Genomic DNA, 23606 nt, shown 5'->3' on the forward strand with positions numbered 1-23606 from the left:
ACGATTTCATCGCAAAATCCTAAAAGAGGGGAGGAAGCCTCCCCTCTCTTTGGCATTATAAAGACATAAAGCCCGCGTCACGCAGTTTAGCGAGCACATCCGCTTTCTGCTTGTCACTCAGTGAGCGAATCGGTTGACGAGGATTACCCGCATCAATGCCATGCAACTGCATGGCGACTTTGCCTGCCGCTACGCCGCCATATTCAACTAAGACGCGAATAATGGCGATCACTTTATCCATTAGCGACGCAACCTCATCGTGCTTACCTTGGTTAAATGCTTCAATGATCTTCAAATACAAAGGCGCAGCATAGTTGTAAGTACTGCCAACGGCACCAATCGCTCCTACCGCCAAGCCAGCTGGGAGAAACTCATCGACACCAAAAGGAACATCGAATTTGCCTCCCGCCACTCGCACACAGCGCTGATATTCGTAGAGGTCAGCGTTATTAAATTTCGCGCCCGATAAGTTAGGAATGCGCGCTTCACCTTGAATCAGGAACTGTTCGAGATCGAGGTTTACTCCAGACATGCCAGAATGGTAGTAGTAAAAGCCCTTGGATGGAGCAGCCGCAGCCACTTGCGCGCAGTACTCAACCAGATCTTCAACACTACCCGGCTTAAAAAAGCATGGGCCAATTGCTGAGGTCGCTAAAATATCCAACGTCTCCGCGTGTTCAGTAAGGTTAATGGTATCAACAATACTCAATGCGCCTGTATGGAGAATCAAATCCAACTTACCATCGGCGGCTTTAACCCAACGTTCTGCGATCGCTTTACGCTCCTCAACACTACAGTGGATCCCTTCCCCTGTCGTCCCACATACGTAAGCGCCTTTTACGCCTTGATCAATTAACAGCTCAGCAATTTGATCAATAGCAGCAAAATTTACCTTATTGTCCGCAGTAAAAGGGGTATGAGGCGCTGCAATAAGTCCTGTCAGTTTTTTCATCTTAAATACCTTAAATATTGTTCGTTATTACTGCCCGTAACCAAGGAAAATTTCCGGTAACAGCAGCGTAAATTGAGGGAAGACAGCAACAAGTGCCAATACGATGAATAACGGTACCAAAAGTGGAATCACACCACGAGTCAACGTGTGGAATGGAATATCCCCAACACGTGAGACAACGTACAGAGCCATTCCCATTGGCGGGGTTAAAATACCGATCATCAGGTTCAGGATTGCCATGACACCGAAGTGAACAGGATCAATTCCCACCGCGCCGGCAACGGGCACCAAAAATGGAACCAACAGCAGTAGCAGAGCAAGCGACTCAATAAACGTCCCTAGGAAAAGAAGCAGTAAGTTGATAAGTAGCAACAACACGAGTGGGTTATCACTAATGGTCAAGAAGTAATCCGCTAGCATTTGTGGCAGTTGCTCACGAGCAACAATCCATCCAAATACGGTGACGCCCATTACCATTAGCGCAACCACAGCAGTGGTGTTCACTGTCTCTTTCAAAATTTCAACAAAGCCGCCGAAAGTCAGCTGTTTGTAGACCACAGTTCCTAAGAACAACGCGTACAAAGAAGAAACAACCGCCGCTTCTGTTGGAGTGAACTTACCGGAAAAGATCCCACCGATAATGATCACAGGAGTCAGCAGAGATAAAAACGCTTCTTTAAAGGATTTGAACTGATCACGACGCGATGCACGAGGCAGCGTCATGTAACCACGTTTCTTACAAATGAAGTAGCTCATTGTCATCAACGCCACACAACACAAAATGCCCGGAATTGCCCCAGCAAGGAAAAGGGCGCCGATGGATGTATTTGACACTACTCCGTAGATGACAAGAGGAACCGAAGGGGGAACTAAGGGACCAATGATACAAGAAGCAGCCGTCAAACCACCGGCAAAATCATCGTGATACTTTGCATCACGCATAGACTTAATTTCAAGTTGCCCAAGACCACCAGCATCCGCCAACGCAGAACCCGACATACCTGAGAACAGTAAGCTCGCCATAATGTTCACGTGACCTAGGCTGCCGGTAATATGGCCAACCATAGATTTTGCGAAATTAAAGATACGTTCGGTAATACCTGCGCTATTCATTAAATGCCCAGTTAAAACAAAGAACGGCACCGCAAGTAATGTAAAGTTATCAATGCCGCCCAGCATCTGCTGAGCTGCGAAGTTAATGCCTGTGCTGTTGGTTAGAACCAAAAAGACTAAAGCAACAAAAATCAGTGAAAAGCCGACTGGCATACCTGCAAACAGCAGCGCTAACCAGCCAAAAATTGAACCTGCCATAACTACCTCTCAGCCACCTGTGAATCCATCGAAGATGCCGACTTATTGCCATTGTGAAGCTGCTTCGCAATGCCCCACATTTTCTCTGCCTGTCTAAACACCATAAATACCCCACCAAGAGGCAAGCTGTAGTTCATCCAACTACTTGAGACACCTAAGGTAATCAGCTCAAAGAAAGCGGTACGCTGCACGTGTTGATAACCTAAATAGATAATTGCCATGATCGAAACTAAAACGGCCAACTCAAGCGAAAGTACCAAACATAGGCGTATCTTTTCAGGCAGTTTGTCCGAGAAAAAGGTGATATTGACGTGTGTGCTGCGCTTAATCGCAATGGCACACCCGATTAACGACATATACATAAACAGAACTCGGGCGAGTTCTTCACTCCAAAGGGAAGGATCATTCAGTAGCCAGCGGGTACCAATTTGCCAAGTCAGCACCACTAGCAGCGCCGCCATTAACGGCACAGTAATGATCTCTTCAATATTATTTATAATCTTACGTAACATCTTGAGCTCCATGGCTGGTCAAAAATGACCAGCCTGAATAGTAGAAATTAGCGTCAGCTAACTCCCCTTACATTGCTGCCAGCTTTTTAACGATAGGCTCGCCAATCTTGTCTTCAAACTCAGCGTATAGTGGCTGCATCGCTTCACGGAATGGCGCTAAGTCTGGATAAGTCACATTCACTCCCTCTTTTTCAAAGAAAGAGATCAGCTCAGCTTCTTGTTTTTTCACTGATGCGGTATGAGCTGCGCCTGCCTTCGCTACGGCTTTTTGCACAATCTCTTTGTCCGCATCCGACAGCTTTTGCCACGTTGACTCAGAAATGATCACCATCTGATCGTTAACAATGTGATTAGTCATTGCGAGGTTGCCTTGAACCTCATAGAACTTCATTGTTTTAATCGTTGGTAATGGGTTTTCTTGACCATCAACCGCATTGGTTTGCAGTGCTAGATACACTTCAGAGAAAGCCATCGGTGTTGGCGATGCGCCTGAAAGTTTTGCGTAGTTTAGGTTTGGTTTAGCGTTTGGAACTCGAAGCTTAAGACCTTTAAAGTCTGAGATGTTATTAAGAGGGCGGTTAGAGGTCGTTTCACGAGTACCGTTGTACCAAGTATCAAGTGCTCGCCAGTTAAACTTAGTCAGCATCTCTTGACGGATACCTTGACCAAATTCTGAATCAAACATACGACGCAAGTGTTCATAGTCACGTGCCACATACGGCAGAGTGACCGCTTCAGCGCGCGGAATCCAAAGTCCCATGCGGCCAAACTCAGCATAAGTGATATCGAGATCGCCCATGCTTAACTGTTGCAGCATCGCGCGGTCATCGCCTAGCTGAGCACTAGGGTAAAGCGAGAGTTTTATTTCTCCATTACTCATCTCTTCTAGTGTATCAGCCAATAGTTTGGCAGATGTGTACTCTACAGAACCCACGGATGCCTGCATCCCCATTTTTAGTGTCATTGCTGCGTGAACAGACGCAGCACACCCGAGAGTCAGCATAGCGAGAGTAATAGTGTTGATGGCTTTCATATTGTTCCCTTTTATTCGATTTATATCTTGTTTCACCGATTTCAAAAAAAACTTTTATTTTGTTTGAAAAAAATCTTCGTTATGGATTATTATTGCCGTGAAGATTATTTTCAAACCAACTTTTTACAAAATGTGATCGCGGACAAAAATTCGCCACCGGTTATTAATAGGCAGACGGATTAGACGAATTGTGATGGTTGTTCATTCACCGTCACTCCGCAATACAATGCTTAAGTTATGAGGCCCGTCGTGAGAACAAAAAATCAGAATATCAATGAGTTAAAGCAGTCTTTACAAGGTCAAACCGTCGTTTCTATCCAACCTGTAGTTGGTAGCCCGCTCGAAAAAACCGAGTTTATTGTTGCAATGGCTTTAGCTGCTGAACAAGCCGGAGCTAAAGCGCTTCGCATTGAAGGAGTTGAAAATGTTGCTGCTGTTTCAGGCGCTGTCAGCATACCAATTATCGGTATCGTGAAACGTGACTTGCAGGGCAGTCCTGTCCGGATCACACCTTTCGCTTCTGATGTTGATGATCTTGCCAATGCCGGAGCGACCGTAATCGCCTTTGATGCAACAAACAGAACGCGTCCAGAAAGCCGAGAGCATATTGCGTTAGCGATTAAAAACTCTGGATGTTTCGCTATGGCGGACAGCTCTTGCTTTGAAGATGGGGCTTGGGCACACAGCCAAGGCGTTGAAATTATTGGTTCAACCTTGTCAGGTTACGTGGGCGAGCAAGAACCTGTAGAGCCAGATTTGCAACTGGTTAAACAGTTTTCACAAGCGGGTTTCTTTACAATGGCGGAAGGACGCTACAACACACCAGAATTAGCCGCAAAAGCGATCGAATCTGGCGCTGTCGCGGTGACCGTTGGTAGCGCAATTACTCGCCTAGAGGTTGTCACTAACTGGTTCAACTCAGCGACACAAACCGCAGGAGCACAACAATGCGTACGCTAGCCATTGACATTGGTGGAACAAAAATCGCGTTAGGGTTCATTGAAAACAATAAATTGATTCAGCGCTGCCAAATTGCAACGCCTATTGCACACAGTGCTGAGCAGTTTGTCGAAACGATTCTCGGCAGTGCATCGCAGTGGCTCGAACATGTCGACAATATAGGTATTTCCACCACTGGGCTTGTTACACAACAAGGCATTTCGGCGATTAACCCCGAGACTTTGGCTTTCCCTACTCCTTTTCCACTCGCCCAAGTATTGCAATCCATCGTTGGCAAGCCGGTCTTAATGCTCAATGATGCGCAAGCGGCGGCTTGGTTTGAGTACACTATGCTAGAGACACCGGTTAAGAATATGGCCTTTATCACCGTGTCTACTGGTGTCGGTGGTGGCATCATTATTGACGGTCAACTTCATCAAGGACAAGGGGGGTTGGCTGGTCACGTCGGTCATATGGTTATTGATCCCAATGGCCCACAATGTGGCTGCGGACAAACAGGTTGCGTGGAATCGATAGCGTCTGGCACCGCAATTAAAAAAGCGAGTGACGCTGCCTTCTCCAATCCAATCAGCAATATTGAGCTATTTGAACAGGCGTCATCCAATCCAGAAGCCGAAACAATTATCAGTCAAAGTGCTAACGCTATTGCCACATTATGTTGTAACTTGAAAGCAAGCCTTGACCTCGACTTGATTGTGTTAGGAGGCGGAGTGGGACTTGCACGCAACTACATACAGCGCGTCGAGCAAGCTATTCAACGTCGTCCTAAAGCTTTTCAAATTCCTGTGCAGGCAGCCAAAGGAAATTACGACGCTTGCCTATTAGGCGCTGCGTTTCAGTTTAAGGAGTAATCCATGGCACTCAAAGCCATTTCTGCACCACGTATTTTCGACGGTGAGCAATACCACAATGATGCCGCGTTAGTCTGGAAGGATGAACAGATCGAATCCATTGTGGCTATCGACAATCTACCGCAAGGTATCGACCACCAGCATTTCGAAGGGGCGCTGATAGCACCTGGATTTATCGATATTCAGGTCAATGGTGGCGGCGATGTCATGTTCAACAACGACATTACGCCACAAGGCATTGAGACAATTTGCCACGCCCATCGAACTCATGGCACAGCCTATTTATTGCCGACCTTGATCAGCGCAACACCTGACAATATACAACAAGCGCTATCTGCCACCGAGAGAGGGCTCAAAGCCAAGATCTCCGGACTGCTTGGGGTACATTTGGAAGGACCTTGGCTCAACAAAGAGAAGAGAGGCGCGCACAATGCCAATCTTTTTTACGCGCCAACCGTCAACCAATTGGATCAATTTGAGTGGCCAACGCAGGGTAAAGTACTGGTTACCGCTGCGGTAGAAAACATCGAGCCATCTGCTCTACAGTGGATAAAAGATAAGGGTATTACCCTATCCTGTGGTCATAGTAATGCCAAAGCGGAGCAATTGACTGAAGATAAACTCTCGTTAGTGGATGGCTTTACTCATCTGTTTAATGCGATGTCACCTTTTGAAGGTCGCGAGCCTGGCGTGGTGGGAACTGCTTTAAACAGTGACCACGCGTGGTGCTCGATCATCACTGACGGTATTCATGTCCACCCGCAAAGCTTCCTTCTTGCGCAAAAGGCGAAACCTCAAGGCAAGCTACTGATTGTTACCGACGCCATGGCGACTCTAGGAAGCAAAACCAATCAGTTTGAGCTTGATGGCGAAACAATTCGAGTTATCGACAACAAACTGGTCAACAGTCGAGGAAGTTTAGCTGGTGCGCACATCGGCATGGATGAATCCGTTGCCAATGTGATTCAGTGGGGAATTACAGAGGAAGAAGCGCTGAAAATGGCGTCTACCTATCCTGCCAACGCCCTATCATGCGATAATCTAGGAAAGCTCAAACCTAATTTCCGCGCAGCGGCGACAGTGTTAGATGACAACTATCGCAGCCAAGCGGTACTCGTCGATGGTCAGCTTTATTAACAATTAGGAGGTCCCCACCTCCTAATTCTTACGAAGCAAACTTGCTATCACTAGCAGCAAACCGCTCATAAGAAGGGCTGCACCTAAGTTCTGCATAAAACCAACAGCGGATAAACCAAAACCGATCAGCAAATAATAGAGCAAGCCAAACAGTGCACCAGCACTACCAGTCTGTGATTTATACCCTGCTAAGGCTTGGCTCAATATATTTGGAATCCCTACACCAAATGAAGCAACTACCAATAGCATTGGAGCTAGCAGGGCAACTCCGTCTTGAAGCAACCACACCATAATCGACCCGAATATAGCACCCCATGCCGACAGTTGAACCAAGAGTTTTGACTCATAACTTCGGGCAAGAAGCCCCTTGTTTAGCCAACTACCTGCGAAAGTTCCTACTGCTAAGATAATCCCGCTGTATCCAAATTGTTTGCTGGTATACCCCATAGCATCAAAGATAAATGGACCAAGCAAATAGTAGCTGAACAATAAAACATTAAAACAAGCCACCATTATCCCATCTATCCAGATGTTTCTGTTTGCTAGCATTTGCTTGGCAAGTGAAACTATGTGGATGTCGCCTTTCATAGCAAGCTTGGTTTCCGGTAAACTCACTAAGCAAAGTAGGAACAAAGCTATCGCCATAATTGATAAAGAGAGAAACACGGCTTTGTGACCTCCAGTATCAGCGAGTACTCCTCCAAACATTAACCCAATAACCGGACTCAGTGATATACCGATCCCCATCAAACTAAATACTTTGGCTAACCGTGCACCATCATAGCTATCACGTAGCATAGTCTGGGTAACTACTGAACCAACCGCTGCCCCAAAGGCACTCAGTGCACGCATGAGTAGAAGTGTTTCAAACTGCGAGCACTGCATAGCACCAACAGCTGCTACGCCGTAAACCACTAGCCCTAATAACATTGAATATCTTCGCCCTAAATAATCAGCAGCCACTCCCCAAAACACGACACCTAGTGCGAAGGCACTAAAGTAAATCGATAGAGTTTGTGCAGCAGTATTACTCGCAACATTAAAAGCGAGGGCAATGTGGGGTAAGGCGGGGCTGTATATAGTCTCAACAATTTGCGGAAACATCATCAGAGCTAGCATTACCCCAACGGAAGGAGTCTTATTCATTACAATATCCCAACTAGAAAAAGTGGGCGTAGTTTAGACAAGAGTGCTAAAGTCCCAATAACGACATTGGAACAATAAACTTCAATATAAGAACAAATGGCGCTAATCAATGACAAGTCCGAATTTGACGTCGATACACTAGATAACACAGTGATCGGAATCGCGGCTCGAATCGGCAAGCATGATTCAGGGATGCATATCCACAGTAAATCCCAACTTCTCTATGCTCCTGAAGGGTGTATCAGCATACAGTTGGACGATAAAAAAAGTGTCTTGCCCCCCACCCGTGCTGCTTGGATACCTGCGGGCGTGCGCCACTGTGCAACCATGAACAACGTCGTTGAATATCGTTCACTCTATTTCGAAGAAAACATAGTCGCGTCGTTCAACGAAGTGAAAGTCATCTCTGTAAACTCACTGCTTAAGGCTCTGATCGAGCGAATGTCTTTTTGGCAATGGGACAAGCCTAAGCGAGAAATGCACGCGACACTCCAACTGTTTCTGGAAGAGCTTCAATCTGCGTCCGAATATCAACTGACGCTACCTTTTCCTAACGATCCTAGACTCAATCAATGGCTTGATTCACTTCAAAAACCGGACTCTAACGTGCCAAATTTGAACAACTTAGCCAAACAGATTGGCGCTAGCAGCAAAACAATAAGTCGCATATTCTCCAACCAAGCGGGGATGCCGTACCAGTCATGGCGACAGCAATGGAGACTATTGAAATCAATAGAGCTTCTTTCTCAAGGAAAACAGGTCAACGATGTCGCTTACCAATTAGACTTTTCAAATGATAGCGCTTTCATCACATTCTTTAAGCAACAAACAGGGACTACGCCGCTCCAATATATGCGCACAACAACTTGATTCATTTGCAGATTACTCTAACAATGACCTATCAATGAGGGAAAGCCTATGTCCGACAAAATCTCAACAACTGCATTAGCCAAATTACGTGAACTGGAACCTAAGCAATTGTTCAATGAACTGAAATCTGCGGGTTACATTAATCGTGCTGAGGACAGCTGGGTTTTGACCGAGATCGGAGCCAAGTTCGGTGGCGAATACGTTGAGCACCCGAAGTTTGGTAAGTTCATTGTCTGGCCAGAAAACCTACTCATAGACAGTGTAGCGACCAGTGGTAAAACGATGAGTGCGACTCAAATTGGAGAACGCTTATCTCTCCATGCCAAAAAAGTGAATCAACTTTTGCAAGAGCTAGGTTGGATTGAAAAGACAGAGAAAGGTTGGACGGTAATGGAATCAGGGCTAACGGTTGGCGGTTATCAACGCGAAGATAAGGAAAGCGGTTATGGGTTTGTCGTTTGGCACGACTCTATCGTTCGTAACAAGCGCTTAAAGCAGTCTGTGATTGAGTTTTCTGGGCAAGATGCCGAAGCACATGCAACAGACAAATCCCTTTCTAGCTTTAGACAAAAATTTGAGGCGAAGCATCGAACTCTAGACGGTCACTATGTACGTTCTAAAGGTGAACTCATTATCGACAACTGGCTCTATATGAATGGAGTAGTTCACGCCTACGATCGTCAATTACCGATAGAACAAGACGTCTTGAGCGATTTCTATTTACCTACTGGAAAGGTCTATTTGCAGTATTGGGGAACTGACGCTGGCAACACACCAGACAAAGAACAGCAATCTATCCGAGAGTTGTATCAGCAGCATAACTTTGCGCTCATAGAGGTATTCCCCGCAGATATCGACAAACTCGATGACGTTTTACCAGCCAAACTCAAAGCCTTCGGCATCAAGGCTTACTAATAGGCTGCCAAAAATAGATAGCTATTGATTGCGCTCTGTCAGCCACTCAATCAATTTAGCGACCATCGCATTGTCTTGCTCTCGAAGGTGTAACAGATGATAGCCATTCCCAGTGGTCACACTAAGGTCAAAGGGTTGAATTAATCTTTTGAGTTTTAAATCTTGCGCAGCCAAAGTCAGATCACCAATCGCCACCCCGAAACCTTGCTGAGCAGCATTCATCGCTTGATCTAAGGTTGCAAAGGTTTGGTTTCCCTTGCCTTTTAATCGCGTATTGCCATGACTTTCCAGCCATAGTTTCCAGTCTGATTGCTCTTGATTGGCATGCAGCCAAGTAAACTGATTGAGTACGTCCTTATCACCATTTTCCACGATTTGCTGCCATAGCTCTGGAGCGCAGACTGGCGCCAAAAACTCTTCAAACAGCAGTGTTTGATTGACCACTTTGCTTCGAGTCGGCTTGCCGTAGGTAATGATCAGATCGAAGCTATCAAAATTCGGCACAGCTTCGTGTTTGGTTGTCGAAGTTAGCTCAACGTTCACGTCAGGGTATGCCTGCTGAAAATTGGCGATACGAGACAACAGCCATGAGGTAATACAACTCGGGGCGTTGAGTTTGATTCGATTCGCGCTGTCCGCAACCTCTCGAATCGACATCTGAAGCCGCTTAATAATATCTTCCGCCAACGGAACAAACTTATCGCCTTCCGGTGTTAAAGACAGCCCCCTCGCCTGACGGTAAAAAAGCTGAACTCCCATGATCTCTTCGAGGGTTTGAATCTGCCGACTAATGGCACCTTGGGTCATATTCAAGGCTTCAGCTGCATGGGTAAAGTTAAGGTAATACGCCGTAGAAAGAAAAGCTTGGAGGTTTTTCGTCGAAGGCAATCTTGTGTTCATTATTATCATCCATGATTTTTTTGCATAGCTAGTATGCCTTTATTTCGATTCTACACAAAGAGCATATTGACTAAATTATTACTCATTAGGAGAAAGTACCTAATTAAAACCCTTTTGATTGACTAAATATTCAGTAAAGGTATATGAGATGACGTCACTCGCGGAAAAACTTGCGCCAGAGAACATAAAAAAATTAATACCATATCAATCTGCAAGACGAATCGGCGGTTCTGGTAGGCTGTGGTTGAATGCCAATGAGCTAGAACAACCTCTTTTCTTTACTGAGCATCAACCCGCACTTCATCGTTATCCTGACTTTTTGCCACACGATATCGCTGCAGCATACCAAGCGTATTGCAAAACCACGCAACCAACCATCGCAGTGCGCGGGGCCGATGAGGCGATCGATCTGTTAGTAAGAACGTTCTGCCAGCCTATCCAAGATAGCATTGCGATTTGTACCCCTACCTACGCAATGTACGAATTTTGTGCGGAGTCATTTTCAGTCAATGTCATCGACTGCCCTTTGTTAGCTCCAGACTTCTCACTGGATGTTGAAAACGTGATTAAGGCAGCAGATAGCGCTAACCTACTGTTTCTTTGTTCGCCGAACAACCCAACTGGCCAACTGCTAAACAGAAGTGACATTGTCGCAATACTTGAAAGCACCCAAGACAAATCGCTTGTCGTCGTAGATGAGGCCTATATTGAATTTGAACTCGCTGGGAGTGTTGTCGACCTGATCGAACAATACCCGAATCTGATTGTCATTCGTACTCTATCCAAAGCTTTTGGACTTGCGGCGGTACGATGTGGGTTCATCATTGCTTCTTCAAGCGTTATGGCGTTTATTTCTAAACTGGTTCCGCCTTATCCAATGCCAGATAGCTCTGCTGAGATTGTGCTCAAAGCGCTGAGTCCTAAAGGGCTTACTCATGTGCATGACAATACACAAGCATTGATTCGCATACGCGATAACTTTGTTCAGCAAATACAGAACCTTACTTGGATAGAGACCATCTACCCATCTTCAACCAATTTTGTCCTGATTCGAACTCAACCTGGTATTGAGCTGTTTGATTACCTGCTTAAGCAAGGCGTCGTTACTCGCAATCAAAGTCATGAGCCTAGTCTTAAGCACTGCGTACGAATCACCATCGGCTCAGAAACCAGTATGCAGGAAGTCAGTGAAATCATTTGCAACTTTTCTGGCACCCTGACACCATCCAATAAAAATAGGGATATTACTCATGAACAAAATGCTTAGTGCCTTTGCTTGCGCCGCAGCTCTGCTATCTGCCCCTCTCATGGCTAAAGAAGTCCGTTTAGCCTCTGACTTTACCTATCCACCATTCAATTACATGGATGCCAGTGGAAAGCCAGTCGGCTTTGATATAGAGATTGCCGACGCCTTGTGCTCTGAAGCTAAACTCAAATGTACTTGGGTATCTCAAGGGTGGGACTCGCTGATTCCAAGCCTGCTGGCAAGAAAATCGGATGTCATTATGGCTTCCATGCGTATCACTGAAGAGCGCAAAAAGCGTATCCTCTTCACGGATAAGTACTACCAAACTCCAGCGCGATTTGTTGCAAGTGAAAAGAGCCAAATTGAGCTAACTCTTCAAGGCTTAAAAGGTGCGGTCATCGGTGTCCAGAGTGGCACTATTCACGACCGATATGTCACCGACAAGTTTGGTGATGTTGCAGAAATTAAACGCTACTCAGGTCAAGATGAAGTCTACATCGATTTGCAAAATGGCCGCTTAGACCTGACGTTTGGCAACTCAGACCAATTAGCGCTGGCATTCTTGGACAAAGAAATCGGTCAAGGTTTCCAGTTCATCGGTAAGCCAGTAACAGACAAAGCCTATATAGGTGAAGGCACCGCTTTGGCACTACGTCAAAATGACAAAGCATTAGCCGAAAAGTTTAATCAGGCGATTAAGACGATTCGCGACAATGGCACTTATGACAAAATTGCGGCCAAATACTTCTCCTTTGATATCTACGGCGAAGAACTTTAACGCAATTAAAAAGAGGCTCAAATGAGCCTCTTTTCCTTTCTATTTCATCGCATTACGATACCGAACCATAATCTCGCTATCCGGTTGATACTGTTGCATTAGATCGGCAAGCTTGCCCTGATTTTTAAGCTCATCAAAACTATCGCGCAACGCTTCAACTACTTGCTGTGATGTCTTATTCCCTGTCACTAACCAAAGCTCTTTGCATAGCTTATCTACTTTGACCACTTCAACAAACTCTTTAGGATCATACCCATACTGCTCCATGCGATAGTGGTAGCTCGACGTGACCAAAGGGGCAAAATCAACTCGGTGAGCACGCAGCAACTTGATAGCCACTTTGCCATAGTTGACTGGGATGATATTGGTAAACCCTTCTTCTCGCGCCATCTCTTCAAAATTGCTCGCGGTTTGGGCGGCAAAACTGAAATTCTTTAAATCTTGAAAAGAGTTAGGAGAAACGTTAGGGCCATCAAAGTGACGATAGATCGCAACCTCGTAGGGTGATACGGGCCCTATCCACTGATATTCAAGTTCGCGGCTAGGCGTACGCGAAAGAGAGAAAAACAGCGTGTTTTCATTTTCTTGAGTATTGCGAATCGCACGTTTCCATGGCGCAAAGTGGACATTCGCCACTTCCATGGGAAGCGATTGTGAAGCGTGTTCGACAACTGCTTCTACGAACTTCACCACGTAACCTTCCGCTTGTTGATCAACTTGGACCTGTAACGGTGGAAACTCTTGGGTATACAGATCCAACTGTATCGGCTCAGCAAGGCTAGCACTCCCCCAAAGAAGCGCTATCCATCCAATCGCATTATTGCCAAACTTACCAGACTGACGAGTCATATTATTGTTCTTTATGTTTATAAAAATAGGCAGCAATTGGCTACCTACTATAAACCTCTTATTGATAGGATCAATTGGCGATTGGTCTAACCTGTTGCATAGACACTTTATAACTAAGTCTTTGATAGTAAAAAGCCCCTTTCGGGGCTCAGTGAGTAGCTTTACTTCGAATATCTTGCCATTGCGGCCTGCTCTTTAGGCACGACAGTCTTACCTATAGGAGCGAGTGATATATAGGCCAACTTAAGGTGCTGAAGCGCAAATGGAATGCCAATAATGGTTACAAAGCAGGCCACTGCAGACATAATATGACCAATCGCTAACCAAATACCCGCTAGCAAAAACCAAATGACATTGCCGACCGTACCTAATGGACTGGTACCTATATCCATTTCATTGGTGAGCTCATCACGAGCGATAGCTTCGTGACCAAACGGGAAGAAAGAAAAGTTACCCATGACGAAACAAGCTCGTCCCCATGGAATCCCCACAATACTAATAAACGCAAGCAGTCCGAAGAACCACCATAGTAGTCCCATGATAACGCCACCACACAGGAACCAGATGATATTACCAAGAATTCTAAGCACTTTGTCTCTCCTTATAGAAAACCTATCCGTAGACTGATTCGTAATGTTCTACGGTTGGGAATGGGTCATAAAAATGGTGTAAAAGAGCCTTCCATTCCTGATATTCAGCAGACTGCCTAAAGCCCTGCTCATGGTCTTCTAATGTTTGCCAATTCACTAACAAGATATAGCGATTTGGTTTTTCTATACAACGTTGCAACTGATGCGAAACGTAACCCTTCATAGACGAAATTATAGCCTGTGCTTTACCAAAGTTTTGTTCAAACTCTTTCTCTAAGCTTGGCTTAACATCTAAGACAGCGACTTCCAGTATCATGGTTTTTCCTTAACGTAAGATGAACAAAAGGGTTTCTAGCTCAAACCTTGCCAAACGGCCGTTGCGCCGCTGATCGAGCAAAGCAAAAGAGCGCCAGTACGAATTTTCTCTTTCGGTAATGATTGAGTGGTCATCATGGCGAGTTTATACCCTACCCACGCGGCTGGAATAAGCGGAACACTTATCCAAAGATGATGTAAGGTTAAAAATCCTGCTGGCATTTGAATCACCAGCGAAATAATAGAGCTAAAGACAAAGAAGGCAGATAAGTTACCACGCAGTTGATTAGCTTCTTGGTGCTGAAGTAGCAGTGCCATGGGAGGCCCGCCTATCGCAGAGCTGGTGCCAAAAAAGCCCGAAAAGAAACCCGCGACGCCCATTCGCATTGGCGTTGGTTCAATTCGAAAAGGGAGTAAGCTCACCACAACCGCGAACAGCACTAGGGCACCTAACCATAATGCCAGCAGGTCGGTCGAAACCATAACCAGTAACACGCCACCCGCTATCGAACCCGGGACACGACCAATCAGTGCCATTTTAAGGCCACCAATTTCGACACTGTCTCTATGCTTTAGCGCATTGAGGATTGAAATGAACAGAGCGACTAAGCAGATTGGAGCAGGCACGTAATCAGGAGAAACAAGAAACAATAAAGGCGCGGCAACAATCGCCAAACCAAAACCGATCGCTGTTTGAACAAACGAACCAAGAAATATTAAAAACGCGGCAATTAATGCCTCAGGCGTCATCCATTCAGCGAACATATTATCCAGACAATTGACTAAAAAAGTACCTCACATACTACTCTTAATCCAATGATTTACCATTGAATTTTATGCCTTCTAAGGCCCTGAAAAAACGGTTAAAGCCGATCTAATTGCTCAAGATATTGCGCTGCGGTTTCAAGTACCTCTTGTTGCTGACTTTGTTCAAGGTTATCCCAAGAACGATAAATGACTCCAACTCTAGGATTCTTGGTCAGCAATTCACGATTTTTAACCATAAAGCGCCAATACAAGCTGTTCACGGGGCAAGCCTTCTCTCCACTTTTTATTTTCACGTTGTAGTGACACTCTTTACAGTAATCGCTCATCCTATTGATGTACGCACCGCTAGCAGCATAAGGCTTAGTACCCACGATTCCACCATCAGCAAACAGCGCCATACCTCTGGTATTAGGCATCTCAACCCATTCGATCGCGTCAACATAAATACCTAGGTACCAATCATCAACTTGGCTTGGGTGTACTTCACTAATCAAGCAAAAGTTACCTGTCACCATTAACCGTTGGATGTGATGTGCATAAGCGTAATCAAGAGACTGTTCAATCGCATTTTTCATGCACGTCATTTTCGTTTTACCTGTCCAAAAGAACTCCGGCAACGCATTCTCTGCATTGAGATAATTCAGTTGTGAATAGGCCGGCATATTGACCCAATAGACCGCACGAATGTATTCACGCCACCCTAAAACTTGACGGATAAAGCCTTCAACCTGTGAGATATCGATCGCTGGATTTGCAGAATATGCAGACAAAGCGGCATTGATAACCTCCATAGGCTGGAGCATTTTTGCGTTTATAGAGAATGACAGGCGGCTGTGGTACAAGCTCCATTTCGAGCTATGCTGAGAAGTCATTGCATCTTGAAATCGACCAAAGTTAGGTAAACAGACTTGGCAGAAATAGGCTAACAGGGACAAACTTTGATTGCGGTTAATTGGCCATAACAAGCATTCAACAGTATGCCCTATCGTTTTGATACGATGTCGCTTCAACCGCTCCAGAATAGGATTAATCTGATTTTCGAACATCAAAGGCAATGGCAATTGCTCGATATCTATCGGTTTGAGCTTATTGCGGTTATTCGCGTCGTAATTCCACTTTCCTCCGACCGGTTTCCCACCTTCCATTAGAATGTTGAATCGCTTCCTCATTTTGCGATAAAAGTGTTCCATCATTACGTGCTTACCAACGGCAAAGTAATGGCTAAACTCATCGAAAGGCAGCAAGAAATGTTCACTTTCAACCATCTCGACTTCACATTCTTTGATCACTAAGCTCTCCAGCATCAGAGCCAACCGATACTCATCAGGTCGTTGGTATTGAAAACACTTAGCTTGAGTATCCTCTACATAACTATTGAGTAAATGGCAGAGGTCATCAAAATGAGCTGTATCATCCAAAGTTAAGTGCAATACCTGATGCCCTTCTTCTTTCAACTCATGGGCAAACGTCTCCATCGCAGCGAAGAAAGCACATACCTTTTGAGTGTGGTGTCGCGTGTACTCTGCTTCTTGGTGCAACTCAGCTACGATATAGAGAACTGAATCGTCAACATGTTGGAACCAAGAGTGTTGACTGTTTAACTGATCGCCTAAGATAAGTCTCACGGTATCAAACTTCACTGTTGCCTCCTTTGCGACTACGTCCAATCCACTTGGCGATAAAGTTACCGTTCGGATCGTACATCTGTGTTTGATAATCAAGATCAAATTGTCTGATGGTATTTGGAGCCGCACCTATGCCCGCAATATATTGCCAGTTACCCCAGTTAGAGCTCACATCATAGTCAATCAGTTGGGTTTCAAAATAGGCCGCCCCCATACGCCAATCCAAACCTAGCTCGTAAATCAAGCAACTTGCAACTAGCTGCCTCCCTCGATTTGACATGTACCCCGACAGGCTAAGTTGATTCATACAAGCATCCACAATCGGGTAACCTGTCGTCCCCTGCTTCCATGACTCAAAAGCTTCTATATCTCCACTCGACATTCGAGTATCACCCGCTTTCTTGCCATCGAAAAACAACTGCTTGCCCTGCTTTCTTCCATGCCAATAGAAGTATTCTCTCCACAGCAGTTCAAAATAAATCCAATACGTCGAGTCGTTTGCGCCATGCCTTCGCTCATAATCACGTAGCTTGCTCACTATCAGTCGAGGCGAAATGCACCCCAGTGCAAGCCAAGGTGAGAATTTGGTTGAGAACAGCATTCCATCCAAACCATTACGTGTCTTCTTGTATTCACTAGCCAATGAAGTTGCGAAGTAATGCTCAATATGTTCTTGCCCACAGCTTTCTCCTCCACAAAAAACCAGTTCATCTTCGCCAGCCACTCGCGGAAATGGGCAATTATCGTGTTCGCTGTTAATACCAACGACAGGTTCGATAGATAAAGATTCAACCTGCTTTCTAAACTTGGTAAAAGTGACTGGAATCTCTGATACATCGAAAGGCAGTTGTTGTAGATTGAACAAAGTATTGACGGGCTGCTGAACAATCTGGATAGCCGGAAATTTCTGTCTCAATTGAACGAGTGTCTTCTGCTCGTCACTTCCCGCACTCTGATTACAAAAAAGGTGAGTAATTTCCAACTTTTCAATAAGGTCAGTTAGAAAAACTAGCGCAGGTTTTGATTCGCTTTGAAGGGTCAGATTATGCTGCTTGAGAGCACTGGAAAGCGCATCTACAGACTGTTCGAGAAAGACTTGTTTTGCACAACCGAAGTGCTCTTCTCGCGAATAGTGTTTCAAAAAGGAAGTAAGGGAAGGATTACAGAATACACAATGCAAAGTATCGACTTGGTCAACAGCTCTAGCAAGCAGACAGTTGTCTGCCACTCTTAAATCATTGGTATACCAGTATAGTCCAGCGGTTTTAGACAACATCAGCTCCCCTTTTACTTTATGCAGTTTCGAACGCAATTAAATCGTCAAACCCGTATACGAAAAAGAAGAGCTGAAGAATCAATCCATTACAGAGTTACGCGGTCGCCAAACGTCTAACTGGTTGATCATTGATTGGTAGATGAATCAATGCAGCCGCAAATGCGAGAACCACAGTTGACCACCAAATTGGGTCATAAGATCCGTAGTAATCGTAGATTCGTCCACCAGCCCAAGCTCCTAGAAAACTACCCACTTGGTGGGTAAAGAAAACCAGACCATAAAGCGTAGACAGATACTTGGCTCCGAATATTTGGCGAACCAAGCCAGATGTCAGTGGCACGGTACCAAGCCAGCAAAAGCCGATCGCTCCACCAAAGATTGCCGCAGTGTGCTCTGTAACAGGCAGAGTCACAAAGCCACCAATCACAACAGTTCTCACTAGATACAGTGCGGACATCACATGACGCTTGTTGAATCTGTCACCCATTACGCCCCAGAAATAGGAACCAAAGATGTTAAAGATACCCACATAAGCCAGAGCCATCGCGGCAGTTGAAGCCGGTAAATGCTTATCGGCCAGATAACTTGGCAAGTGCGTCGCAATAAACATCACGTGAAAACCACACACAAAGAACCCAAGGTGAATTAACCAATACCCTTTGTGTGCGAAAGCTTCTTTTAACGCCTGCTTAAGCGTTTGGTCGTCATCTTCCTGATTGGCTGACGATTGATTTGTTGTTGCACGGCCATTTTTCATAAACAGAGCAAACGCAATCATTAAGCTGGACAAGATTGCGAAGCCTTGGAGCGCGCCTTGCCAACCAAAGTCACTGAGTAAAGTTTGAGCGCCAGGGATCATTGCAAACATGCCAAATGAACCGGCTGCTGTTGTTAGGCCAAAAGCTTTCGCTGCGTGCTGCGCGGGCACAACTTTAGCCACTGCGCCAAGTACAATCACATAGCTTGTCGCACTCAGACCTAAACCAACCAACACACCTAAAGAGAGGTAAAGTAAGCTCGGCTCCACAGCGATTGAAGTTAAGTACAAACCCGCGCCATAAGCAATCGCGCCCATGATGATCATTCTTTTCGCGCCAAAGCGATCCGCTGCCATGCCGACAAATGGCTGGAAAACGCCGAACAACAAGTTTTGCAGTGCAATAGCAAAACTGAAAAACTCTCGTCCTGTCTGAAAATGATCCGAGATAGGCATCATAAAGATACCGAAAGATTGCCTAATCCCTAGACAGATAATCAGAATGGCTATCCCAAGCCAAACTATTGGTGGAAATCGGAAAATGCTCATCGCAAAGCCTTAATGATGATGGTGGTGAGAATGGTCGTGGCCGTCGCCTGTTGTCTGATGACAACCACTATTGATCGCCTGCTGCGCCAGTAGCGCCAACAACTTTGGTGAGTTGTGGACCGCCACCAAAGACAGGGCTAACAGCAGGATCATTCGCACTAGCTGAGCAAAAAGTGATTGAGAAAACATGATTCATTATCTCAGCATGGGTTAAAAAAGAGCGCGAAGTTTAGAGCCCCTCACGCAATGACTCAAATGACATTTAAACAAAGATACTATGCATAATATGCATAGTCTTAGTGGCTATGCCTCGACCTTCAATCAGCGTCCCTCTCCCACTGTCTCATTTGCTCTATCCCTGATTGCATTAACGCCCAATCCAATAGACTAGCCTGATATTGCCTAGCCTTACCTTCTAAACGAATACCATAACTGTTGAGGCGGTAAGCAAGCACAGCATAAAAAGCATCAACGGCACCTGGTCGAGCAAACATAAAGGGAAGTTCGGCCTGCGAGAAAATAGCGGTAACTCGTTCAATCTCAAGTCGTAGTGCTTGGTTTGACATATCCGCTGGCGGCACAGAATCTAAGGTGAAACTGCATTGAGAACGCAGGGTAAAAAAGCCTGAGTGCATTTCATTACAGAGCGAACGCGCTATCGCCCTTTGGCTTTGATCTTGCGGGTACAGCGCCCCTCCAGATTGCTCATTGAGGTACTCAACGATGGCCAACGAATCATGTACTACTAAGTTGCCATCCCTTAGCACAGGCACCAAAGCAGAAGGCGACAATTGAGCCAGCTGCTGTTTTGACTCTGGATTCGAGAGATCTATGACTTGAACATCCAACTCTAAGTTCGCCATTGTTGCGCATAACCAAACACGCAGTGACCATGTTGAGCCCGTTCCAACGATTAGCTGCATTGTGCTTCCTCCTCTGTTATCAATTCAAATCCTTCATCTAACCAACCTGTAATACCACCAATCATCTTTTTCACTGGTCGGCCGAGCTTTGCTAAACGAATCGCCGCTTTCTCTGTGCCATTACAATGTGGCCCGGCGCAATACACCACAAACAAGGTATCAAGCGGAAACTCAGCTAAGCGCTTTTCATTGAGTCTTGGGTGGGGAATGTTGATTGCACCGTCAATGTGTCCTTGTTCAAACAAGCTTTCACCTCTGACGTCAACCAAAATGAAATCTTGCAGACCATTGCTAAGAGCATGATGCACATCCCAGCAATCGGTTTCGAATCTAAGTAGTTGTTCAAAGTGCGCTAGAGCTTGTTCACTTGATGCGGCTTTCACACGAGATACTGCGCTGGTCATAACTTGTCCTTGTTTTGTTATTGCTTGTGTACATAGTGCAACCAACTCTCGGTGTATTAAACTGGCTTAAAAGCCAATCATCGTTAATAATAAGCCAACCTCAGAAAATGAACTTAGCCTTCAAGGAAGAGAAATGAAACGCGTCGCGATACTCGCCCACAGCCATGCCGCGCTGTTTGAAATGTCTTGTGCTATTGAACTATTCGCCCTGCCTAGACCGGAGTTTGAATCTTGGTACGAGACCGATGTGGTGACGTTAGAGAGCGCTGACATCCATACCACAGGAAACATCACTCTTAGCGCGCAAAAGGTCGACAGCCTTGAAGATTACGACACTCTGATTATTCCTGGATGGCCGACTTGGGACTATGTAATTCCTGAGAAAATAGAAGCGGAAGTTAGTCAATTTTCCAAACAAGGTAAGCGAGTGCTCACTTTGTGTTCGGGCGCATTTTTATTAGCTAAGCTAGGACTACTCGATGGCAAAACGGCGACTACTCATTGGATGTACGAGCAAAGCTTTCGCTCTCAATTTCCAAACGTAAATTATCAATCTGATGTCCTCTACGTTTTCGATGGCAATATCGGCTGCTCTGCTGGCAGCGCAGCAGCACTCGACCTTGGCTTAGCCGTTATTCGTCATGATTTTGGTTATAGCTTTGCCAATCAAGTCGCGAAAAGATTGGTGATTTCCGCCCATCGACTTGGCGGTCAAGCACAATTTGTTGAGACGCCGATGCTAGAGGTTCCCAATAATTTTGCATCAGCACTCGACTGGGCCAACAGTCATTTAGACAAGAGCATTAGCGTTGATCTTCTTGCCGAAAAAGCCAGTATGTCACGTCGAACATTTGACCGAAAATTTCGCGCTAGTTTCAACTTATCTCCTAAAGAGTGGCTAATTCAGCAACGTATTGAGCGCGCAAAAGGTCTGCTCGAAATCGAGTCCCACTCAATCGAACGCTTAGCCAGTATGGCAGGCTTCGAGAGTGCCACGACTTTACGTCATCACTTCCGGCGTTTGGTCGGTGTTTCCCCGCAGCAATATCGTAAACAATTTGGGGATTTAGCCTAGCTCAACTTGTCGTTTTTGACTCACATCAACCGTACGGCGTTTATACCCATAATGGCGATGTGAAAAACACATCACCTTGTTAGCATGGCGACTCTCAAAAAAGGGATCGCCAAATCATGAAAGCTAACTTGAATAAAGTCCTGTTGGATATCGCGCTCAATTTAAGTTCCAACCAAAACAGTGAAACCCAATATCAGCATCTTATTGATGGTATTGATCAGGTGTTTCCTTGTGATGCGAGCGCGTTATTTATCCTCGACCAAGATGGCTTTCTTACTCCCGTTGCGGTTAAAGGCATATCAAGCAGCATCCTAGCGCGGCGATTCTTCCCTAAAGCTCACCCTCGCCTACAAGCCATCATGGAGAGCAAACAACCAGTCCGTTTTGGTGCCGACTGTGAATTGCCCGACCCATTTAGTGGCATCCTGTTAAGTGAAGAAGCGGAGCTTGATGTCCATGACTGCATGGGTTGCAGCTTGTATGTCGGGGGGCAGTTGGTCGGAGTGCTGACGCTAGATTCTTTAACAGTGGGGGCATTTGACAGCATTGATCCGGTGACAATCGAAACCTTCGCCGCACTTGCTGCTGCCACTCTGCGTAACATTGCCCAAGTGAAAGCCCTTAAGGCGCAAAACAAAAAGCAAAAACACGTCACGGAAACCTTGATTCAGCAAGCTCGCTCAAAGCAAGGAGAGATGGTTGGCGTTAGTCCGCAGATAGAAAAACTACGCACCAACATAGCAACGGTTGCTCAGTCTGACTATGCCGTGTTGATCACAGGGGAAACAGGGGTGGGAAAAGAGCTCGTTGCACACAGTGTGCACGCTCAAAGTCACCGCGCCAACAAGCCAATGATCTACGTAAACTGCGCCGCCCTACCTGAAGGACTTGCTGAGAGTGAGTTATTTGGTCATGTTAGAGGAGCATTTACAGGAGCGAATAGTTCCAGAGCCGGTAAGTTTGAACTTGCCGATGGCGGCACTATTTTCCTAGACGAATTGGGCGAGTTGCCACTTGTGCTGCAGGCAAAATTGCTGCGTGTGATTCAACAAGGAGAGCTGCAAAGAGTCGGTAGCGACCAACACTTGTTGGTTAATGTGCGCATTATCGCCGCTACTAACCGTTCTCTAGATCAAGAAGTCGAAAATGGGCAGTTCAGAGCCGACTTATATCACCGCCTAAATGTCTTTCCTATTTCAGTGCCACCGCTAAGAAAACGTGAAGGTGACCTACCCGTACTCGCGGGATACTTGCTAGAAAAAGTCCGCAGTCAGTTCAACATCCCTAACCTACATTTGCACCCTAAAAGCCTCAGCCTACTTGAGCGTCAAACATGGCCGGGCAATGTCCGAGAGCTTGAACATACCCTCACTAGAGCCGCGCTGCGCGCGATCCAAGATCAGCAACAGATCATTACAACCCAACACTTTGATGGTGGTATTGAAACCGCAGCAAAGCTGACAAATAACAATTACTTACCCAAACAGAGTCAAGCTATGCGTGGATTGGTTGAAGACTATCAAAAAGATCTGATCCTACATGCACTTGAGAAATCGAATGGCACGTGGGCGAAAGCTGCTGAGTTTCTACAAATGGATCGAGGCAACCTATACAGGATGGGTAAAAAGCTTGGGGTAGAGGTGTAATACAGTGAATATAAGAATGAAGGCGGGAATCCCCGCCTAAAAACAGCTAATTCTAAGTGTAGTGAACATGAAGACCATCGATGACCGCGTATAACCAAAAAATCATATTACAACCAAGGTTTCACTATAAAACTAAGACCACCTTAACAATTCATTCTCCCACACCGATCCAAAGAAACCCTCCTAGAGCAACTGCTAACATTAAAATTAGACACTCA

25 protein-coding genes are annotated in these 23606 nt (G+C 45.6%); 9 read left to right on the plus strand and 16 right to left on the minus strand.

What is annotated here, in order from left to right:
* Positions 1-55: 55 nt before the first annotated feature.
* From LYZ37_RS21820 to LYZ37_RS21835, 4 genes are all read right to left on the minus strand, one after another.
* Positions 56-952, minus strand: a complete 897-nt coding sequence (locus LYZ37_RS21820) for a dihydrodipicolinate synthase family protein (protein WP_272787590.1) — start codon at positions 950-952, stop codon at positions 56-58.
* Positions 953-979: 27 nt separating this feature from the next.
* Positions 980-2263, minus strand: a complete 1284-nt coding sequence (gene siaM / locus LYZ37_RS21825) for a sialic acid TRAP transporter large permease SiaM (protein WP_171320162.1) — start codon at positions 2261-2263, stop codon at positions 980-982.
* Between the two features lie 2 nt (positions 2264-2265).
* Positions 2266-2775: a TRAP transporter small permease gene (locus tag LYZ37_RS21830; protein ID WP_272787591.1), complete on the minus strand. Its 510-nt coding sequence runs from the start codon at positions 2773-2775 to the stop codon at positions 2266-2268.
* A 67-nt stretch (positions 2776-2842) separates the two neighbouring features.
* The gene (locus tag LYZ37_RS21835; protein WP_272787592.1) at positions 2843-3808 is read right to left on the minus strand and encodes a sialic acid TRAP transporter substrate-binding protein SiaP; all 966 of its coding nucleotides are present in this window, start codon (positions 3806-3808) and stop codon (positions 2843-2845) included.
* Between the two features lie 237 nt (positions 3809-4045).
* Between LYZ37_RS21835 and LYZ37_RS21840 the strand changes: the two genes are divergently transcribed.
* From LYZ37_RS21840 to nagA, 3 genes are read left to right on the plus strand one after another with little or no spacing between them, the layout of a single operon-like run.
* On the plus strand, positions 4046-4768 hold the full coding sequence (locus LYZ37_RS21840) for a putative N-acetylmannosamine-6-phosphate 2-epimerase (protein WP_272787593.1): 723 nt from the start codon (positions 4046-4048) through the stop codon (positions 4766-4768).
* Entirely contained in the window at positions 4756-5619 is an 864-nt protein-coding gene (locus LYZ37_RS21845; RefSeq protein WP_272787594.1) for an N-acetylmannosamine kinase, read from the plus strand. The genes LYZ37_RS21840 and LYZ37_RS21845 overlap by 13 nt, the downstream gene beginning before the upstream one ends.
* A 3-nt stretch (positions 5620-5622) precedes the next feature.
* Positions 5623-6756, plus strand: a complete 1134-nt coding sequence (nagA, locus tag LYZ37_RS21850) for an N-acetylglucosamine-6-phosphate deacetylase (RefSeq protein WP_272787595.1) — start codon at positions 5623-5625, stop codon at positions 6754-6756.
* Positions 6757-6777: 21 nt separating this feature from the next.
* Here nagA and LYZ37_RS21855 read toward each other — a convergent pair whose 3' ends face one another.
* On the minus strand, positions 6778-7902 hold the full coding sequence (locus LYZ37_RS21855) for a multidrug effflux MFS transporter (RefSeq protein ID WP_272787596.1): 1125 nt from the start codon (positions 7900-7902) through the stop codon (positions 6778-6780).
* Positions 7903-7998: 96 nt separating this feature from the next.
* On the opposite strand from LYZ37_RS21855, the gene LYZ37_RS21860 reads away from it, so the two are divergent.
* Both LYZ37_RS21860 and LYZ37_RS21865 read left to right on the plus strand, forming a co-directional pair.
* The gene (locus LYZ37_RS21860; protein ID WP_272787597.1) at positions 7999-8772 is read left to right on the plus strand and encodes an AraC family transcriptional regulator; all 774 of its coding nucleotides are present in this window, start codon (positions 7999-8001) and stop codon (positions 8770-8772) included.
* A gap of 48 nt (positions 8773-8820) precedes the next feature.
* The gene (locus LYZ37_RS21865; RefSeq protein ID WP_272787598.1) at positions 8821-9687 is read left to right on the plus strand and encodes a glycerol kinase; all 867 of its coding nucleotides are present in this window, start codon (positions 8821-8823) and stop codon (positions 9685-9687) included.
* Between the two features lie 21 nt (positions 9688-9708).
* Here the strand turns inward: LYZ37_RS21865 and LYZ37_RS21870 are convergent, their stop codons facing one another.
* Positions 9709-10587, minus strand: coding sequence for a LysR substrate-binding domain-containing protein (locus tag LYZ37_RS21870; RefSeq protein WP_272787599.1), 879 nt, complete (start codon positions 10585-10587; stop codon positions 9709-9711).
* Between the two features lie 148 nt (positions 10588-10735).
* Here LYZ37_RS21870 and hisC point away from each other — a divergent pair, with 148 nt between their 5' ends.
* Together hisC and LYZ37_RS21880 are read left to right on the plus strand one after the other, a co-directional pair.
* Positions 10736-11854: a histidinol-phosphate transaminase gene (gene hisC, locus LYZ37_RS21875; RefSeq protein ID WP_272787600.1), complete on the plus strand. Its 1119-nt coding sequence runs from the start codon at positions 10736-10738 to the stop codon at positions 11852-11854.
* On the plus strand, positions 11838-12611 hold the full coding sequence (locus tag LYZ37_RS21880) for an ABC transporter substrate-binding protein (RefSeq protein WP_272787601.1): 774 nt from the start codon (positions 11838-11840) through the stop codon (positions 12609-12611). Before hisC ends, LYZ37_RS21880 begins: the two co-directional genes overlap by 17 nt.
* A gap of 39 nt (positions 12612-12650) precedes the next feature.
* Here the strand turns inward: LYZ37_RS21880 and LYZ37_RS21885 are convergent, their stop codons facing one another.
* The 10 genes from LYZ37_RS21885 to LYZ37_RS21930 form a co-directional block, all read right to left on the minus strand.
* Positions 12651-13460 (minus strand): substrate-binding periplasmic protein, encoded by an 810-nt coding sequence (locus LYZ37_RS21885; RefSeq protein ID WP_272787602.1) that lies wholly within the window; start codon positions 13458-13460, stop codon positions 12651-12653.
* Positions 13461-13621: 161 nt separating this feature from the next.
* A complete protein-coding gene (locus tag LYZ37_RS21890; RefSeq protein WP_171320175.1) occupies positions 13622-14050 on the minus strand; it encodes a YccF domain-containing protein in 429 nt (142 codons plus the stop codon).
* 22 nt (positions 14051-14072) lie between these two features.
* On the minus strand, positions 14073-14366 hold the full coding sequence (locus LYZ37_RS21895; protein WP_171320176.1) for an antibiotic biosynthesis monooxygenase family protein: 294 nt from the start codon (positions 14364-14366) through the stop codon (positions 14073-14075).
* 35 nt (positions 14367-14401) lie between these two features.
* Entirely contained in the window at positions 14402-15130 is a 729-nt protein-coding gene (locus LYZ37_RS21900; RefSeq protein WP_272787603.1) for a sulfite exporter TauE/SafE family protein, read from the minus strand.
* Between the two features lie 98 nt (positions 15131-15228).
* On the minus strand, positions 15229-16773 hold the full coding sequence (locus LYZ37_RS21905; protein WP_272787604.1) for a cryptochrome/photolyase family protein: 1545 nt from the start codon (positions 16771-16773) through the stop codon (positions 15229-15231).
* Entirely contained in the window at positions 16763-18034 is a 1272-nt protein-coding gene (locus LYZ37_RS21910; RefSeq protein WP_272787605.1) for a DASH family cryptochrome, read from the minus strand. The genes LYZ37_RS21905 and LYZ37_RS21910 overlap by 11 nt, the downstream gene beginning before the upstream one ends.
* 94 nt (positions 18035-18128) lie before the next feature.
* Entirely contained in the window at positions 18129-19340 is a 1212-nt protein-coding gene (locus tag LYZ37_RS21915; protein WP_272787606.1) for an MFS transporter, read from the minus strand.
* A gap of 9 nt (positions 19341-19349) precedes the next feature.
* Positions 19350-19529, minus strand: coding sequence for a hypothetical protein (locus LYZ37_RS21920; protein ID WP_272787607.1), 180 nt, complete (start codon positions 19527-19529; stop codon positions 19350-19352).
* 128 nt (positions 19530-19657) lie between these two features.
* Complete coding sequence (locus LYZ37_RS21925) at positions 19658-20263, minus strand: glutathione S-transferase N-terminal domain-containing protein (protein WP_272787608.1); 606 nt, start codon at positions 20261-20263, stop codon at positions 19658-19660.
* Positions 20254-20667, minus strand: coding sequence for a rhodanese-like domain-containing protein (locus LYZ37_RS21930; protein ID WP_272787609.1), 414 nt, complete (start codon positions 20665-20667; stop codon positions 20254-20256). Before LYZ37_RS21930 ends, LYZ37_RS21925 begins: the two co-directional genes overlap by 10 nt.
* Positions 20668-20800: 133 nt before the next feature.
* Between LYZ37_RS21930 and LYZ37_RS21935 the strand changes: the two genes are divergently transcribed.
* Positions 20801-21742, plus strand: a complete 942-nt coding sequence (locus tag LYZ37_RS21935) for a helix-turn-helix domain-containing protein (RefSeq protein WP_272787610.1) — start codon at positions 20801-20803, stop codon at positions 21740-21742.
* A gap of 116 nt (positions 21743-21858) precedes the next feature.
* Complete coding sequence (gene norR / locus LYZ37_RS21940) at positions 21859-23388, plus strand: nitric oxide reductase transcriptional regulator NorR (RefSeq protein ID WP_272787611.1); 1530 nt, start codon at positions 21859-21861, stop codon at positions 23386-23388.
* Positions 23389-23606 lie beyond the last annotated feature (218 nt).

It is taken from the genome of Vibrio tubiashii, from assembly GCF_028551255.1.
In the GTDB taxonomy this organism is placed as follows: Bacteria; Pseudomonadota; Gammaproteobacteria; order Enterobacterales; family Vibrionaceae; genus Vibrio; species Vibrio tubiashii_B.